This is a genomic window from Pseudomonas sp. HMSC066A08 (assembly GCF_001813025.1).
Lineage (GTDB): Bacteria > Pseudomonadota > Gammaproteobacteria > Pseudomonadales > Pseudomonadaceae > Pseudomonas > Pseudomonas aeruginosa.
The window spans coordinates 66,460-84,642 of record NZ_KV811299.1 but is presented as its reverse complement, the minus strand read 5'-3'; the positions used below and the strand labels follow the sequence as shown (position 1 = coordinate 84,642).

General features: G+C 66.6%; 10 protein-coding genes. 9 read left to right on the top strand and 1 reads right to left on the bottom strand.

Translation table 11 applies throughout. From position 1 onward, the window contains the following. Positions 1-133 precede the first annotated feature (133 nt). From aceF to msrA, 3 genes are all read left to right on the top strand, one after another. Entirely contained in the window at positions 134-1,777 is a 1,644-nt protein-coding gene (gene aceF / locus HMPREF2886_RS14190; protein ID WP_033977019.1) for a dihydrolipoyllysine-residue acetyltransferase, read from the top strand. Between the two features lie 417 nt (positions 1,778-2,194). After that, entirely contained in the window at positions 2,195-4,894 is a 2,700-nt protein-coding gene (dipA, locus tag HMPREF2886_RS14185) for a phosphodiesterase DipA (RefSeq protein ID WP_023100009.1), read from the top strand. 93 nt (positions 4,895-4,987) lie between these two features. Next, complete coding sequence (gene msrA / locus HMPREF2886_RS14180; RefSeq protein WP_003095789.1) at positions 4,988-5,635, top strand: peptide-methionine (S)-S-oxide reductase MsrA; 648 nt, start codon at positions 4,988-4,990, stop codon at positions 5,633-5,635. Positions 5,636-5,638: 3 nt separating this feature from the next. On the opposite strand, the gene HMPREF2886_RS14175 is transcribed toward msrA, so the two are convergent. Continuing rightward, entirely contained in the window at positions 5,639-6,475 is an 837-nt protein-coding gene (locus tag HMPREF2886_RS14175) for a 23S rRNA (adenine(2030)-N(6))-methyltransferase RlmJ (RefSeq protein ID WP_003095790.1), read from the bottom strand. A 301-nt stretch (positions 6,476-6,776) separates the two neighbouring features. On the opposite strand from HMPREF2886_RS14175, the gene HMPREF2886_RS14170 reads away from it, so the two are divergent. The 6 genes from HMPREF2886_RS14170 to HMPREF2886_RS14145 all read left to right on the top strand — a co-directional run bounded on the left by HMPREF2886_RS14170 (position 6,777) and on the right by HMPREF2886_RS14145 (position 18,112). Beyond that, the gene (locus HMPREF2886_RS14170) at positions 6,777-8,579 is read left to right on the top strand and encodes an acyl-CoA dehydrogenase (protein ID WP_057389110.1); all 1,803 of its coding nucleotides are present in this window, start codon (positions 6,777-6,779) and stop codon (positions 8,577-8,579) included. A gap of 292 nt (positions 8,580-8,871) precedes the next feature. Further along, positions 8,872-10,614 carry a potassium/proton antiporter gene (locus HMPREF2886_RS14165; protein WP_003114562.1) on the top strand — a complete coding sequence of 581 codons (1,743 nt, stop codon included), beginning with the start codon at positions 8,872-8,874 and terminating at the stop codon, positions 10,612-10,614. A 91-nt stretch (positions 10,615-10,705) separates the two neighbouring features. Next, positions 10,706-14,062: a mechanosensitive channel MscK gene (gene mscK / locus HMPREF2886_RS14160; RefSeq protein ID WP_033977023.1), complete on the top strand. Its 3,357-nt coding sequence runs from the start codon at positions 10,706-10,708 to the stop codon at positions 14,060-14,062. A 66-nt stretch (positions 14,063-14,128) separates the two neighbouring features. Further along, positions 14,129-15,589 carry a protein adenylyltransferase SelO gene (gene selO / locus HMPREF2886_RS14155; protein ID WP_042164186.1) on the top strand — a complete coding sequence of 487 codons (1,461 nt, stop codon included), beginning with the start codon at positions 14,129-14,131 and terminating at the stop codon, positions 15,587-15,589. A gap of 150 nt (positions 15,590-15,739) precedes the next feature. After that, a complete protein-coding gene (locus tag HMPREF2886_RS14150) occupies positions 15,740-16,714 on the top strand; it encodes a sulfite exporter TauE/SafE family protein (RefSeq protein WP_033967786.1) in 975 nt (324 codons plus the stop codon). Positions 16,715-16,834: 120 nt separating this feature from the next. Further along, the gene (locus HMPREF2886_RS14145) at positions 16,835-18,112 is read left to right on the top strand and encodes a bifunctional O-acetylhomoserine aminocarboxypropyltransferase/cysteine synthase (RefSeq protein WP_070747664.1); all 1,278 of its coding nucleotides are present in this window, start codon (positions 16,835-16,837) and stop codon (positions 18,110-18,112) included. The last annotated feature ends 71 nt before the right edge of the window (positions 18,113-18,183 follow it).

Below are 18,183 nucleotides of genomic sequence, written 5' to 3'. Positions count from 1 at the left end.
CTCCCCTCGGCAGCGAGGGGTTTCGAGCACGCCGGCGCCGCCAACGGGCAGCGCCGGCTCACAACGAACCAAGGACCAAAAGTCTTTGTTTTGCGCGCCGCACAGCGGTGGTGGCACGTAAAAGGAGAGGAATGTGAGCGAACTCATTCGCGTACCCGACATCGGCAACGGTGAGGGTGAAGTCATCGAGCTGCTGGTCAAGCCCGGCGACAAGGTCGAGGCCGATCAGAGCCTGCTGACCCTGGAATCCGACAAGGCCAGCATGGAAATCCCCAGTCCCAAGGCCGGGGTAGTGAAAAGCATCAAGGCGAAGGTCGGCGACACCTTGAAAGAAGGTGACGAAATCCTCGAGCTGGAAGTGGAAGGCGGCGAACAGCCTGCCGAAGCCAAGGCCGAGGCAGCGCCCGCCCAACCGGAAGCGCCGAAAGCCGAAGCACCTGCTCCCGCACCGAGCGAGAGCAAGCCGGCCGCCCCCGCCGCGGCCAGCGTCCAGGATATCAACGTCCCGGACATCGGCTCGGCGGGCAAGGCCAATGTCATCGAAGTGATGGTCAAGCCCGGCGACACGGTCGAGGCCGACCAATCGCTGATCACCCTGGAATCCGACAAGGCCAGCATGGAGATCCCCTCGCCGGCCTCCGGCGTGGTGGAAAGCGTCTCGATCAAGGTCGGTGACGAAGTCGGCACCGGCGACCTGATCCTCAAGCTGAAGGTGGAAGGCGCCGCTCCGGCAGCCGAAGAGCAGCCGGCAGCCGCTCCGGCCCAGGCCGCGGCGCCCACCGCCGAGCAGAAGCCCGCCGCGGCGGCCCCTGCGCCAGCCAAGGCCGATACCCCGGCTCCGGTCGGCGCACCCAGCCGCGACGGCGCCAAGGTCCACGCCGGCCCGGCGGTGCGCATGCTGGCGCGCGAGTTCGGCGTCGAGCTGAGTGAAGTGAAAGCCAGCGGTCCCAAGGGTCGCATCCTCAAGGAAGACGTCCAGGTCTTCGTCAAGGAGCAACTGCAGCGCGCCAAGTCCGGCGGCGCCGGCGCCACCGGCGGAGCCGGCATCCCGCCGATCCCGGAAGTCGACTTCAGCAAGTTCGGCGAAGTGGAAGAAGTGGCGATGACCCGCCTGATGCAGGTCGGCGCCACCAACCTGCATCGCAGCTGGCTGAACGTGCCGCACGTGACCCAGTTCGACCAGTCGGACATCACCGACATGGAAGCCTTCCGCGTTGCCCAGAAGGCAGCGGCGGAGAAGGCCGGGGTCAAGCTGACCGTACTGCCGATCCTGCTCAAGGCCTGCGCCCACCTGCTCAAGGAGCTGCCGGACTTCAACAGTTCGCTGGCCCCCAGCGGCAAGGCGCTGATCCGCAAGAAGTACGTGCACATCGGCTTCGCCGTGGACACTCCGGACGGCCTGCTGGTCCCGGTGATCCGCGATGTCGACCGGAAGAGCCTCCTGCAACTGGCCGCCGAGGCCGCCGAGCTGGCCGACAAGGCCCGCAACAAGAAGCTCTCGGCCGATGCCATGCAGGGCGCCTGCTTCACCATCTCCAGTCTCGGCCACATCGGCGGCACCGGCTTCACGCCGATCGTCAATGCGCCGGAAGTCGCGATCCTCGGTGTGTCCAAGGCGACCATGCAGCCGGTATGGGACGGCAAGGCCTTCCAGCCGCGCCTGATGCTGCCGCTGTCGCTGTCCTACGACCATCGCGTGATCAACGGCGCCGCCGCGGCGCGCTTCACCAAGCGCCTGGGCGAGCTGCTGGCGGACATCCGCACCCTGCTCCTGTAATACCTGCGCCGCTCCCCACGGAGCGGCCAGACCCTCTCGCGAGCATGCCACGCTCGTCTCTCGGCCCCACCGGATGGTGGGGCTTTTTTTGCCCGCCTGACGGCTCGGCGAAACTGCGGCCCGTCGTACCGCCAGCGAATGCCACAGGCCCCGCAGGCGCCAGCTCGGCGCGCACGATGAAAGGCGCTCGACGCCAACCCTCCCGGCGAAGCCAACCCTACGAAAAACAGGGCTTTTCCAGCGGCGCCGCAGACCTCCGACCGTCCAGCGGTTTTTTCCCGGATGCGCTTAACTTGGGCCCTGCCAGGCCGATACAGAGTTACTTGTCAGACCAATCGGCATAATGCACCCTTTGCCTGCACCCCATCGAAACGGGTCGAGGCCTCCCCCTCGCTCAGTACCTGGAATCAGCCTCGCATGAAAAGTCATCCCGATGCCGCCAGCCGTTCGGCGGCCGAGGTTGTCACGCAGCTACCCGTGCCGTCGCGGCTCGGGCTGCTGCGTTTCGAGCGGCTGAACGAGCCGAGCTGGGCACTGCTGTTCCTCGATCCTGCCTGCGAGCGCCAGCTCGGGCTGCCGGCGACGACCCTCTGCGCACTGCTCGATGCGCCTTACGCCAGCCTGATGGAACCCGAGGCCCGCCACCGCCTGCACGAGCAGATCCAGCAGCAATTGGTGAAGCGCCCGCACTACCAGGTGAGCTACAAGCTGCACACACCCAACGGCGTGCTGACCATGCTGGAGTTCGGCGAAGCCTTCCAGCAGCATGGCCGCCAGTTGCTGCACGGCTACCTGATGGTCGAGGAGCGACCGGAGAGCGCCGAGCGCAGCGAACAGTTGCTCGACCTGGAATCGCAGAACCTGCGCCTGAAGGCGTCCCTGGACCTCTACCAGCGCTCCCAGGACGACCACCTGCAACACCTGCTGCGCTCGCGCACCCAGCAGAACCTGATCGTCCGCCTGGCCCGCCATCGCTACCTGTCCAGCGACCCGCTGCTGGAGGCCGCGCAACTGATCACCCAGGCCGCCTGCGAAGCCTACGGCACCGCGCGCGCCGGCATCTGGCGGCTGCTCGACGACCAGCGCCTGGAAGCGGTGACCGTCTACCGCCGCGACCTCGACCAGTACGAGAAGCCCCAGAGCATCGACGCCAGCCGCTACCCCGCCTACCTCGAGGCGGTACACAGCGGGCGCGCCATCGATGCCCACAACGCCCAGCGCGACCCACGCACCCAGGAACTCTACAAGGACTACCTGAAGCCACTGGGCGTCAACGCCCTGCTCGACGCCACCATCCGCATCGGCGGCGAGGTGGTCGGCGTGCTGTGCCTGGAACACGCCGGCGAGAACCGCATGTGGCAGAGCGACGAGATCGCCTTCGCCGGGGAGCTCGCCGACCAGTACGCGCAGGTCCTGATGAACCACGAGCGACGCAACGTCTCCAGCGCCCTGCACCTGTTCCAGCGCGCGGTGGAACAGAGCGCCAGCGCCTTCCTGCTGATCGACCGCGACGGCGTGGTGGAATACGTCAATCCGAGCTTCACCTCGATCACCCAGTACAGCGCCGACGAAGTGCGTAACCGACGCCTGTCCGAGCTACCGGCGCTGGAGAACCTCAGCGAGCTGTTGTTCGACGCGCGCTCCGCGCTGACCCAGCAGAACAGCTGGCAGGGCGAGTTCCGCAGCCGCCGCAAGAACCACGAGCCTTACTGGGGCCAGTTGTCGCTGTCGAAGGTCTACGACGATCTCGGCGAGCTGACCCACTACATCGGCATCTACGAAGACATCACGCAGAACAAGCTGGCCCAGCAGCACATCGAGAAACTCGCCTACCGCGACAACCTCACCGGCCTGGCCAACCGGCACTATTTCATCGGCGCCCTCGAGGAACGCCTGGAAAGCAGCGGCGACCGCCCGCTCAGCCTGCTGCTGGTGGACATCGACAACTTCAAGCGGATCAATGACAGCCTCGGCCACCAGACCGGCGACAAGCTGCTGGTCAGCCTGGCCCGGCGCTTGCGCAGTTGCCTCGGCGACGGCGCCACCCTGGCGCGCTTCGCCAGCAACGAGTTCGCCGTGCTGCTCGACGACACCGCGGTGGAAAAGGGCGAAAGCATCGCCGCGCAGGTCCTGCACATGCTCGACAAGCCGCTGTTCGTCGACAACCAGTTGATCAACATCACCGGCTCCATCGGCCTGGCCAGCGCCCCGCAGCACGGCTGCGACCCACAGACCCTGATGAAGTACGCCGGCCTGGCGCTGCACAAGGCCAAGGCCAACGGCAAGCACCAGGTCCAGGTGTTCACCGAGGCGCTGACCGCCGAGGCCAGCTACAAGCTGTTCGTCGAGAGCAACCTGCGCCGCGCCCTGGCGCAGAACGAACTGGCGGTGCACTACCAGCCCAAGCTGTGCCTGCGCAGCGGCCAGTTGCTCGGCCTGGAAGCCCTGCTGCGCTGGCAGCATCCGGAAAAAGGCATGATCCGCCCGGACCGCTTCATCAGCGTGGCCGAGGAAACCGGGCTGATCGTGCCAATCGGCAAGTGGGTGATCCGCGAGGCCTGCCGCCAGGCCCGCGAGCTGGCCGAGGCCGGATTGGGCGAGCTGCAGATCGCCATCAACCTGTCGCCCAAGCAGTTCACCGACCCGGACCTGGTCGGCTCGATCGCGGCGATCCTCCACGAAGAGAACATCCCGGCCAGCCAGCTGGAACTGGAGCTCACCGAAAGCCTGCTGCTGGACGCCACCGACGATACCCGCCAGCAACTCGAACGCCTGAAGAGCCTCGGCCTGACCCTGGCGATGGACGACTTCGGCACCGGCTACTCGTCGCTGAGCTACCTGAAGAAATTCCCCATCGACGTGATCAAGATCGACCGCAGTTTCATCAAGGACATTCCGGACAGCCAGGACGACATGGAAATCACCTCGGCGGTGATCGCCATGGCCCACAACCTCAAGCTCAAGGTAGTCGCCGAAGGCGTGGAGAGCGCCGAGCAACTGGCCTTCCTCCGGCGCAACCGCTGCGATATCGGCCAGGGCTACCTGTTCGACCGGCCGATCCCCAGCGACCTGCTCAATACCAGCCTGCTGCGCTATCCCTGCCGCACCCTGCACTGATCGCCCAGGCCTCCCCCGCCGGCGCGGAAAGGCTGTACTCTCTGTGCTCATCCGCGAGTCATTCGCCTACCCCCTGAGCAGGAGACGAGAGCCATGGTTCTGCGTTCTGAAATCCTCACCAAGAAAAGCGAGCTGCCCACGCCGGACCAGGCCCTGCCGGGTCGCGAAAGCGCCATGCCGGTGCCCGAAGCGCACTTCGTCAACGGCCGCCCGCTGACCGCGCCGTTCCCCGCCGGCCTGCAACAGGTGCTGTTCGGCATGGGCTGCTTCTGGGGCGCCGAGCGCCGCCTCTGGCAGCAACCGGGCGTCTGGGTGACCGCGGTGGGTTATGCCGGCGGCTACACGCCGAACCCGACCTACGACGAAGTCTGTTCCGGCCTGACCGGCCACAGCGAGGTCGTACTGGTGGTCTACAACCCGCAGGAGACCAGCTTCGAGCAGCTGCTCAAGGTTTTCTGGGAAGCCCACGACCCGACCCAGGGCATGCGCCAGGGCGGCGACATCGGCACCCAGTACCGCTCGGTGATCTACACCTTCGACGCGGCCCAGAAGGCCGCGGCCATGGCCAGCCGGGAGAGCTTCCAGGCCGAACTGGCGAAAGCCGGCTACGACCGCATCACCACCGAGATCGCCGACGTCCCGCCCTTCTACTACGCCGAGGCCTACCACCAGCAGTACCTGGCGAAGAACCCCAACGGCTACTGCGGCCTGGGCGGCACCGGGGTGTGCCTGCCGGCCTGACGACTACTCCGCCACCAGCCAGTCGAGACGCCAGCCGCCCTGGCTCTGGGCCATGACCTCGGCCAGCCAGGGCAGCAGGTCGCGCAGTTCGTCTTCCAGCGGCCACGGCGGATTGACGATGGCCAGCCCGGAGCCGTTGAAACGCTCGGCGTCGTCGATCGGATGCACGTGCAGCTCGGCACGCAGCAGCTTCGGCGCGACGCTACGCTCCAGGGCCTGGTAGAAACGCTTGAGCTGGCGCTCGTCCTTGATCGGATACCAGATCACCACCACCGTCTGGCGCATCCGCCCGATCGCCTCGTCGAGCGCAGCGACACAACGCTGCAATTCGTCGGCCTGCTCGAACGGCGGATCGATCAGCAGCACCGCGCGCTTTTCCGGCGCCGGCAGGAACGCCCGCGGCAGCAGCCAACCGTCGCCCTGGTGCACGGCGACCCGCCGTTCGCCGGCCATGTTGGCCTTGAGCAGGCGGCCGTCCTCGGGATGCAGTTCGTTGAGCAGCACGCGGTCCTGGGCGCGGGTCAGGCGCCGCGCCAGTTCCGGCGAGCCCGGGTAGTAGCGCAGGGAGCCGTCCGGATTCAGGTGACGGATCACGTCCAGGTAATCGTCCAGCTGCTCGGGCAGGCCTTCGCGTTCCCACAGGCGGGCGATGCCCTGCTCCCACTCGCCGGTGCGACTGGCCTCGTCACCCTGCAAGTCGTAGAGGCCGACCCCGGAATGGCTGTCCAGGTAGGCGTACGGCGTGTCCTTGCGCCCCAGCAGGGCGAAGATCCGCGCCAGCACCAGGTGCTTGAAGACATCGGCATGGTTGCCGGCGTGGTAAGCGTGACGATAGTTCATGATGACTGCTCCTTGGACAGCGCCAGGCAGCGCTGCTAGCCGGACCGCCCGGCCCCTGCGGATTCGCGCCGACCCCGCGTCGGCACAGGCCCTCGCCCATGGGCGAGGGGCGCGGATTCTACCAGCCTCCCGGCGCTTCGGCAGCGGTCTTGCCGTCGCAGGTTTGGCCCTTGTATCACGCATATCGATGTTGGTTGGCGACCTTCATTCACCAGCCTAGACTCGCTGGCAGCCTGGCACCGCCGGCGACGGTCGATGCCTTCGCCGCGCCGCCCCACGATCCCCTTTCGCCGAGGTCGTCATGTCCGAAACCCTGCTCAGTTCCCGCAACCTGGCGTTCGAGCTGTACGAAGTCCTCGATGCCGAAGCCCTGACCCAGCGCCCGCGCTTCGCCGAACATAGCCGCGAAACCTTCGATGCCGCCCTCGGCACCGCGCGGAGCCTGGCGGAAAAGCTGTTCGCCCCGCACAACCGCAAGGGCGACGAACACGAGCCGCTCTATGAGAATGGCTCAGCCACGCTGATTCCGGAAGTGAAGCCGGCAGTGGATGCCTTCCTCGACGCCGGCTTCCTCAACGCCACCCGCAGCTTCGAGCAAGGCGGCATGCAGTTGCCTACCCTGCTGTCGCAGGCCTGCTTCGCCCACTTCCAGGCGGCCAACGTCGGTAGCTCGGCCTATCCGTTCCTGACCATGGGTGCCGCCAACCTGATCGAGAGCTTCGGCAGCGAGGAGCAGAAGCAGCGCTTCCTGCAACCGATGATCGAGGGCCGCTTCTTCGGCACCATGGCCCTCACCGAGCCGCACGCCGGCTCCTCTCTCTCCGACATCCGCACCCGCGCCGAACCGGCTGCCGACGGCAGCTATCGGATCAAGGGCAACAAGATCTTCATCTCCGGCGGCGACCACCCGCTCTCCGAGAACATCGTGCATATGGTCCTGGCCAAGCTGCCGGATGCACCGCCGGGGGTGAAAGGCATCTCGCTGTTCATCGTGCCGAAGTTCCTGGTCAACGCCGACGGCAGCCTAGGGCCGCGCAACGACGTGATCCTCGCCGGCCTGTTCCACAAGATGGGCTATCGCGGCACCACCTCCACCGCGCTGAACTTCGGCGACAACGGCGCCTGCGTCGGCTACCTGGTGGGCAAGCCGCACCACGGCCTGGCCTACATGTTCCAGATGATGAACGAGGCGCGCATCGGCGTCGGCATGGGCGCGGTGATGCTTGGCTATGCCGGTTACCTCTATTCGCTGGAGTACGCCCGCGAACGCCCGCAGGGCCGCCTGCCGGACGGCAAGGATCCGAGCGCGCCACAGGTGGCGATCATCCGCCACGCCGACGTGCGGCGCATGCTGCTGACCCAGAAGGCCTATGTCGAAGGCGCCTTCGACCTGGGCCTGTACGCCGCGCGCCTGTTCGACGACAGCCAGACCCTGGAGGACGAGGAACAACGGCGCCAGGCCCACGAACTGCTCGACCTGCTGACCCCGATCGTCAAGTCCTGGCCCTCGGAGTTCTGCCTGAAGGCCAACGAGCTGGCGATCCAGATCCTCGGCGGCCACGGCTACACCCGCGAGTACCCGGTGGAACAGTACTACCGCGACAATCGCCTGAACCCGATCCACGAAGGCACCCACGGTATCCAGTCCCTCGACCTGCTGGGACGCAAGGTCGGGCAGAACAATGGCGCCGGCCTGCGCCAGCTGACCCGCCTGATCCAGGACGCCTGCCGGCGCGCCGAAGCCCATCCATCCCTGGCCGCCCTGCGCCAGCCGCTGGAACGGCTGGTGGCGCGGCTGTCCGAGGTGACCCTGGCGCTGCTCGGCGACCTGATGCAGGGCCAGGTCAACCAGGGCCTGGCCAACTCGGCGCTGTACCTGAAGGTGTTCGGCCATGCGGTGATCGGCTGGCGCTGGCTGGAGCAGGCGATCCGCGCCGAGGAAGGGCTGGCTCGCGGCGACTCCGCCGACGCCGACTTCTATCGCGGCAAGTTGCAGGCCGCACGCTATTTCCTGACCTGGGAGGTGCCTGGCTGCCACCACGAACTGGCGCTGCTGGAGGCCCGCGACGACGTGTGTTCGAGCATGCAGGAAGAATGGTTCTGATCCTGCCTGCCCTTTCCCGCCCCGGTCACGTCCGGGGCTTTTTTATGCCCGGGCATGGGCGCCGGGTTGCCGTTGCCTGGTGGCCACGCCGGCGAGTCCGCGCGCACTCGCCCGGACAACGCGAAAGCCTTGGAATTCCTTCGAAAAAAACCGCAGCCGCCCCTTTACAGTCCGCCAAATCCGCAGGTTAGAATCACTTGGCATGCGGCCTGCATCCTGTCTACGTAATTCCCCTACGTAAAACCGACCCGTAGCGTCGCCTTCCCCCTGTCCCGCCGCGAGGAGGCCGACCTTGGACGCCGTCACCGTCAATAATTTCTTCCTGATCGGGGCGGTGCTGGTCGGCATGAGCATCCTCGTCAGCTCGCTGTCCTCCCGCCTGGGCATCCCGATCCTGGTGATCTTCCTCGCCGTCGGCATGATCGCCGGCAACGACGGGGTCGGCGGCATCGTCTTCGACAACTATCCGATGGCCTACCTGGTGGGCAACCTGGCGCTCGCCGTGATCCTCCTCGACGGCGGCCTGCGCACCCGCGTCTCCAGCTTCCGCGTGGCGCTCTGGCCGGCATTGTCGCTGGCCACCCTGGGTGTGTTGGTGACCACCGGCCTGACCGGCATCGCGGCAGCCTGGCTGTTCGACCTGCACTGGATGGAAGGCCTGCTGATCGGCGCCATCGTCGGCTCCACCGACGCCGCCGCGGTGTTCTCCCTGCTCGGCGGCAAAGGTCTCAACGAGCGGGTCACCGCGACCCTGGAAATCGAATCGGGCAGCAACGACCCGATGGCGGTGTTCCTCACCGTAACCCTGATCGAGATGCTCGCCAGCGGCCAGACCGGCCTCAGCTGGGGCTTCGCCCTGCACCTGGTACAGCAGTTCGGTCTCGGCGCCCTGCTCGGCCTTGGCGGCGGCTGGTTGCTGCTGCAACTGATCAACCGTATGCACCTGGCGGGCGGCCTCTACCCGTTGCTGGTGATCAGCGGTGGCCTGCTGGTGTTCGCCCTGGCCAACGCCGTCGGCGGCAGTGGCATCCTCGCCATCTACCTGTGCGGCCTGCTCCTCGGCAACCGCCCGATCCGCAGCCGCCACGGCATCCTGCACATGCTCGACGGCATGGCCTGGCTGGCGCAGATCGGCATGTTCCTGGTCCTCGGCCTGCTGGTCACACCCCACGACCTGTGGCCGATCGCCCTGCCGGCACTGGCCCTGGCGCTGTGGATGATCCTGGTGGCACGGCCGCTGTCGGTACTGATCGGACTGATCCCGTTCCGCGCCTTCCACGACCGCGAGAAAGCCTTCATCGCCTGGGTCGGCCTGCGCGGCGCGGTGCCGATCATCCTCGCGGTGTTCCCGCTGATGGCCGGCCTGCCGAACGCCCAGCTGTTCTTCAACGTGGCCTTCTTCATCGTCCTGGTCTCGCTGCTGGTGCAGGGCACCAGCCTGCCCTGGGCGGCCAGGCTGCTGCGGGTGGTGGTGCCGCCGGACCCGGCACCGATATCCCGCGCCGGCCTGGAGATCCACCCGACCAGCGAGTGGGAGCTGTTCGTCTACCACCTGAACAAGGAAAAGTGGTGCATCGGCGCCGCCCTGCGCGAGCTGAAGATGCCCGGCGGGACCCGGATCGCCGCGCTGTTCCGCGGCACCGAACTGCTCCACCCGTCGGGCAGCACCATCCTCGAGGCCGACGACATCCTCTGCGTGATCGGCCACGAACACGACCTGCCGGCCCTCGGCAAGCTGTTCAGCCAGGCGCCCGACCGGGGCCTCGGCGCGCGTTTCTTCGGCGACTTCGTGCTGGAAGGCGATGCCCAGCTGTCGGCGGTGGCCTCGCTCTACGGCCTGAAGCTCGACGGCATCGACGGCGAGCAAGCGCTGGGGCGCTTCATCGCCCACGAGATCGGCGGCGAAGCGGTGATCGGCGACCAGGTGGAGTGGAATGGCCTGACCTGGACCGTGGCCGCCCTGGAAGGCAACCGTATCCGCAAGGTCGGCGTGAAGTTTCCGGAAGGCCGCCCAGGGCCCGGACTTTTCCTCTGATTTCCTGTCGAATTCCCGTTCCGAGGCGCCTTGCGGCGCCTCGGAGCCACCACTAACCTGCATTCACCCTTCTTCGAGTCTCTTCTCGACCATGCCTGCCCTCCGCTCCCTGATCGCTATTCTTTTCCTCGGCCTCTGCCTTGCCAGTCCGCCGCTCCTCGCCCAGTCCGAGCCGCCCTCGGCCGAGGCCGTCCAGCAAAGCCTCGACAAGCTGGCCGAGCGCAAGCTCGCCGAAGCCGACCAGAAGGTCGCCAAGGCCAGCCTCGAACAGACCCTCAAGTTCCTCGCCGCGCGCGACGAAGCGCTGCAGAGCCTGGAGGACCTGAAAAAGCGCCTGAGCGACGCTCCCCGGCAGATCGAGGAAAACCAGCGCGAACTGGAGCGCCTGAAGAAGACCAAAGAACGCCCGGTCAGCGAACGCTACAGCGGCGAGAGCGCGGCCCGCCTGGAGATGCTGCTCAACGACCGCACCACCCAGCAGGCCGAGTGGCAGAAAGCCCTGGGCGAGGCCAATAGCCTGTCGATCACCGCAGAGACCCGTCCGGAACGAGCCCAGGCCGGCATCAGCAGCATGCAGGCACGGATCCTGGAAATCGGCTCGCTGCTCAAGGCCGGCAAGGAAAGCGGCAAGGCGATCAACGCCGACCGTCGCGGCGAGCTGCTCGCCGAGCAGGCCGCATTGACCGTGCAGAGCCAGCTGTTGCGCCAGGAACTGGCCGGCAACAACCTGCTGCAGGACCTCGGCAAGAGCCAGCACGATCTGCTCACCGAGAAGATCTCGCGCCTGGAAAAGGAAACCCTCGACCTGCAGGCGCTGATCAGCGAGAAGCGCCGCGAGCAGTCGGAAAAGACCGTCGCCGAACTGTCCAAGGAAGGCGCCCAGGGAGCCGGCACCGACAGCCTGCTGAGCCAGGAGAACGCCAAGAACCTGCGTCTCTCCGACTATCTCCTGCGCGCCACCGACCGCCTCAACGTGCTCACCCGGCGCAACCTCGAGACCAAGCAGCAACTGGACAACCTGACCCAGTCCAACCAGGCCCTCGAGGAGCAGATCAACGTCCTGCGCGGCAGCCTGCTGCTGTCGCGCATCCTCTACAAGCAGAAACAGGCGCTGCCGAAGATCAAGGCCGACCAGAGCCTGGCCGACGAGATCGCCGACCTGCGCCTCGGCCAGTTCGAACTGAACCAGGAACGCGACAAGCTGGCGACCCCGCAGCAATACCTGGACGACCTGCTCGCCCAGCAGCCCAGCGAGCAGGTCACGCCGGAGCTGCGCAAGGATCTCGACACCCTGTTGGCGACCCGTTCCGAACTGCTCGATCGCCTCAACCACGAACTCAACGCGCTGCTCAACGAAGCGATCACCTTGCAGTTGAACCAGAAGCAGTTGCTTTCCACCAGCGAGAGCCTGCGCACCACCCTCGACGAGCAGATGTTCTGGATTCCCAGCAACCAGCCGCTGGACCTGTCCTGGTTCAAGATGACCCCGACCCTGCTGAAGAACCAGCTCACCGAGATCCCCTGGGGCTCCGGGGTGCGCGAACTGGGCGAAGGCCTGGTCGATCGGCCGCTGCTGTTCCTGCCGCTGTTCCTGCTGATCGCCGCGCTGCTGTGGAAACGCCGCTACCTGTACGACAAGCTGGCGGAGCTGAACGATGACATCGGCCACTTCAAGCGCGACAGCCAGCTGCATACCCCGCTGGCGATCCTGATCACCATCCTCCTCGCCCTGCCCGGCACCCTGACCTTCGCCGTCGCCGGCCTGGCCCTGCTGCTGGACGCCCGCGGCCAGAACGCCACCCTCGGCAGCGCCCTGCTGGAAATGGCCCAGGTCTGGCTGCTGTTCTATACCGCCCATCGCATCCTCACCCCGGGCGGCATCGCCGAGCGGCATTTCCACTGGAGCCGCGAACAGGTCGGCTTCCTCGACAGGCATCTGGTCCGCCTCGGCGTTGTGGTCCTGGCGCTGGTCGGCGTGGTGACGGTGGCCGAGCACCAGCCGGCGAGCCTGGCCGACGACGTGATCGGCATCGCCGTGGTCCTGCTCGGCTACGCGGCCATGGCCTGGCTGCTCAGCCGCCTGCTGTTCAGCAGTCCCGGCGACGAGCGTCCGTCGCTGATCAAGATGATCGTCGGCATCCTCTTCACCGCGCTGCCGCTGGTGCTCTTCGTCGCGGTCTGCTTCGGCTACTACTACACCTCGCTGAAGCTCACCGACCGTCTCATCGACACCCTTTACCTGTTGCTGCTCTGGTTCGTCATCGAGGCCGCCTTCGTCCGCGGCCTGGGCGTGGCGGCCCGGCGCCTGGCCTACGCACGGGCCCTGGCGAAGCGGCAGAACGCGGCGAAGGAAGGCGCCGACGGCGAGACCAACGTCGAGGAGCCGACCCTCGGCATCGAGCAGATCAACCAGCAATCGCTGCGGCTGATCCGCCTGGCCCTGCTGATCGGCTTCATCGTCTGCCTGTACTGGGTCTGGGCCGACCTGATCAGCGTGATCTCCTACCTCGACAACGTCACCCTGTACCAGTACACCGCCGGCACCGGCGAAGCGGCCACCAGCGTGCCGATCAGCCTGCGCGACTTCCTCGCGGCGCTGGCCATCGCGGTGGTCACCGTGGCCCTGGCGCGCAACCTGCCCGGCCTGCTGGAGGTATTGGTGCTACAGCGCCTGACCCTGGCCCAGGGCAGCGCCTACGCCACCACCACCCTGCTTTCCTATGCCATCAGCGGCATCGGCATCGTCAGCGCCCTGTCCACCCTCGGGGTCAGCTGGGACAAGCTGCAATGGCTGGTGGCGGCGCTCTCGGTAGGCCTCGGTTTCGGCCTGCAGGCGATCTTCTCCAACTTCGTCTCCGGCCTGATCATCCTTTTCGAGCGTCCGGTGCGAATCGGCGACGTGGTGACCATCGGCAACCTGTCCGGCACGGTCAGCCGGATCCGCATCCGCGCCACCACCATCACCGATTTCGACCGCAAGGAGATCATCGTCCCGAACCAGACCTTCATCACCGGGCAACTGGTGAACTGGTCGCTGAGCGATACCGTGACCCGGGTCACCATCAAGATCGGCCTGGCCTACGAGACCGACCTGCCGCTGGCGCGCAAGCTGATGATGCAGGCGGTCAAGGAAAACCCGCGGGTACTGCGCGACCCGGAGCCGCTGCTGTACTTCCTGACCATCAGCGCCAGCACCTTCGACTACGAGCTGCGCTTCCACGTCCGCGAACTGGGCGACCGCAACCCCTCCACCGACGAGATCCTGACGAAGATCGCCACCAGCTTCCGCGAACACAAGATCGACATGGCTTTCAACCAGGTCGATGTGTTCGTCAAGAATCTCCAGGGCCAGCAGGTCCAGCTGTTCGTCGGCGAGCCGCAGCACAGCGGCGTCGGCAATCCGCCCGCGCTCAAGGGCCAGGACGGTCCCGCCGAACCGACCCGCTGAACCTCCGGGCCTGGACGCCCTCCGGCAATTCCCAGCACAATGCTCGGGAATTGCCGGAGGCCTCTCTTGAAATCACTCGACGACCTCGACTTCGACAACCGCTTCGCCCGCCTGGGCGACGCCTTCTCCACCGAAGTCCTGCCCGACCCCATTGCCGAGCCGCGCCTGGTGGTAGCCAGCCCCACCGCCCTGGCGCTGCTCGACCTGCCAGCGGAAACCAGCGACGAAGCGCTGTTCGCCGAACTGTTCGGCGGGCACAAACTGTGGTCGGAGGCCGAGCCGCGGGCGATGGTGTATTCCGGCCACCAGTTCGGCTCCTATAACCCGCGCCTGGGCGACGGCCGCGGCCTGCTGCTCGGCGAGGTGATCAACCAGGCCGGCGAGCACTGGGACCTGCACCTCAAGGGCGCCGGCCAGACCCCCTACTCGCGGATGGGCGACGGGCGCGCCGTGCTGCGCTCGTCGATCCGCGAGTTCCTCGCCTCCGAAGCCCTTCCGGCACTGGGCATTCCCAGCAGTCGGGCGCTCTGCGTGATCGGTTCGAGCACGCCGGTCTGGCGCGAGAAGAAGGAAAGCGCGGCGACGCTGCTGCGCCTGGCGCCCAGCCACGTACGCTTCGGTCACTTCGAATACTTCTACTACACCCGTCAACACGACCAGTTGAAACAGTTGGCGGCGTTCGTCCTGGAATACCATTTCGCCGACTGTGGCGCAGCCGAGCGGCCGTACGCGGCAATGTTCCGCCAGGTCGTCGAGCGCAACGCCGAACTCATCGCCCGCTGGCAGGCCTATGGCTTCTGCCACGGGGTGATGAACACCGACAACATGTCGATCCTCGGCATTACCTTCGACTATGGGCCCTACGCCTTCCTCGACGATTTCGACGCCAATCACATCTGCAATCACTCCGACGACGCCGGCCGCTACTCCTTCAGCAACCAGGTACCGATCGCCCATTGGAACCTGGCCGCCCTGGCCCAGGCGCTGACGCCACTGGTGGAAGTGGACGAACTGCGCGCCAGCCTCGACCTGTTCCTGCCCCTCTACCAGGCCCACTACCTCGACCTGATGCGCCGGCGCCTGGGCCTGGGCGTCGCCGAGGAGAACGACCAGGCCCTGGTCCAGGAACTGTTGCAGCGCATGCAGGGCAGCGCGGTGGATTACTCGCTGTTCTTCCGCCGACTCGGCGAAGAGACTCCGGAGCGGGCGCTGGCCAGCCTGCGCGACGACTTCGTCGACCGCGAGGCCTTCGACCGCTGGGCCGAGACCTACCGCCGGCGCGTCGAGGAAGAAGGCGGAGACCAGGAGTCGCGGCGCCAGCGCATGCACGCGGTCAATCCGCTCTATGTGCTGCGCAACTACCTGGCACAGCAGGCCATCGAAGCGGCCGAGCAGGGCGACTACACGGAGGTCCGCTTGCTGCACCAGGTGCTGAGTCGCCCGTTCGAGGAACAGCCGGGCATGGAGCGCTTCACCCGGCGCCCGCCGGATTGGGGGCGGCACCTGGAAATCAGTTGTTCCTCCTGACGGAATGCCCTGGCAGAACGGCGGTCGTTAATGCCTAAATAGAATAAATACCTTCGGAAAACTTCTTAGACGCACTAAGAAAAGCCGATTATCTTCGCCGCCACACTTATTCCAGCCTGTTCTACCACCTCCTGTCAGGCGCCTTGCCGCATGAAGATACGCGACCTCGATCTCAGCCAGAGTTCGATCAACACCGAACACCAGGCGCTAGGTCTGCCTCCTGTCGAAGATTTCGTCACCCATCCGGACGACCACCCGGTACTGCGCGCCGCCATGTGGGCAGCGGTGCTGATCCTGGTCGGCCTGCTCGCCTTCCTGGCCTGGCGCCTGTTCTTCGACAACGGCGGCAGCAGCGGCTTCGAGATCATCGAGCAGACCCTGACCAGCCGAGGTTTCTGGAGCGCGGTGGCGGTGGGCTTCTTCGCCCAGGTGATCGACGGTGCGCTGGGCATGGCCTACGGCATTACTGCCACCACCTTCCTGCTCAGCGCCGGTGCCACGCCGGCTGCCGCCAGTGCCAGCGTGCACATCGCCGAAGTGTTCACCACCGGATTTTCCGGGATTTCCCACGTCAAGCTCGGCAACGTCAACAAGTCACTCTTCCTCCGCCTGCTGCTGCCGGGGATGATCGGCGCGGTGCTCGGCGCCGTGCTGATAACCCGATTCGACGGCCACCAGCTCAAGCCCTTCATCTCCGCCTACCTGCTGCTGATGGGCCTGTACATCCTGAGCAAGGCCTACCGCCACGTGATCAAGCGCCGGGCACCGCGCCACGTGGCCAAGCTGGCACTCTTCGGCGGCTTCGTCGATGCCGCCGGCGGCGGCGGCTGGGGCCCGGTGGTCACCAGCAGCCTGATCGGCTCGGGTAGCGACCCGCGCACCACCATCGGCTCGGTGAACTTCGCCGAGTTCTTCCTGACCATCGCCAGCGCCACCTCCTTCATCCTCCTCGCCGGCCAGCCAGACACCTGGAAGATGGTCGCCGGACTGGTCTTCGGCGGCCTGTTCGCCGCGCCGTTCGCCGCCCTGCTGTGCAAGAAGCTTTCGCCGCGCACCCTGCTGGTCATCGTCGGCACCCTGATCACCCTGATCAGCGCCTACAACATCTACATCGGCCTGCACTGACAGGCATAAGCGGCGAACACAACGGTCTAACCAGGCACGCTTTTCCTTGCCCGGGCGCATTGACCCGCCCGCCGCGCTTTCCCATGCTGCGTCCTTCCAATCTGCCCGAAGGAACGCTGCATGAAACTGGAAACCCTGGCCGTCCACGCCGGCTACAGCCCCGACCCGACCACCCGCGCGGTGGCGGTGCCGATCTACCAGACCACCTCCTACGCCTTCGACGACACCCAGCATGGCGCCGACCTGTTCGACCTGAAGGTACCGGGCAATATCTACACACGGATCATGAACCCCACCAACGACGTACTGGAACAGCGCGTCGCGGCACTGGAAGGCGGGGTCGGGGCGCTGGCGGTGGCCTCGGGGATGGCGGCCATCACCTACGCGATCCAGACCGTCGCCGAGGCCGGCGACAACATCGTCTCGGTGGCCAAGCTCTACGGCGGCACCTACAACCTGCTGGCCCACACCCTGCCACGTATCGGCATCCAGGCGCGCTTCGCCGCCTACGACGACATCGCCGCCCTGGAAGCGCTGATCGACGAGCGGACCAAGGCCGTGTTCTGCGAAACCATCGGCAACCCGGCGGGCAACATCATCGACCTGCAGGCCCTGGCCGACGCCGCTCACCGCCACGGCGTGCCGCTGATCGTCGACAACACGGTAGCCACCCCGGTGCTCTGCCGGCCGTTCGAGCACGGCGCCGACATCATCGTGCACTCGCTGACCAAGTACATGGGCGGCCACGGCACCAGCATCGGCGGGATCGTGGTCGACTCCGGCAGATTCGACTGGGCGGCGAACAAGTCGCGCTTCCCGCTGCTGAACACGCCCGATCCGTCCTACCACGGCGTCACCTACACCGAGGCCTTCGGACCCGCCGCCTTCATCGGCCGCTGCCGGGTGGTACCACTGCGCAACATGGGCGCGGCGCTCTCGCCGTTCAACGCCTTCCTCATCCTCCAAGGCCTGGAGACCCTGGCGCTGCGCATGGAGCGCCATTGCGACAACGCCCTCGCCGTGGCCCTCTACCTGCAGCAACATCCGCAGGTGGCCTGGGTGAAATACGCCGGCCTCGCCGACAACCCCGAGCACGCCCTGGCCCGGCGCTACCTGGGGGGCCGCCCGGCGGCGATCCTGTCCTTCGGTATCCAGGGCGGCAGCGCCGCTGGCGCGCGCTTCATCGACGCGTTGAAGCTGGTGGTGCGGCTGGTCAACATCGGCGACGCCAAGTCCCTGGCCTGCCACCCGGCGAGCACCACCCACCGCCAGTTGAACGCGGAGGAACTGGCCCGCGCCGGAGTCTCCGACGACATGGTGCGGCTGTCGATCGGCATCGAGCACATCGACGACATCCTCGCCGACCTCGACCAGGCCCTGGCCGCCGCCGCACGCTGAGCGGATCGGTCAGTCCGGGCGAGCGTTTCGGTCCTTGCCCGGCCTGGCCGGCCGGCTAGTCTGGCTGGGAT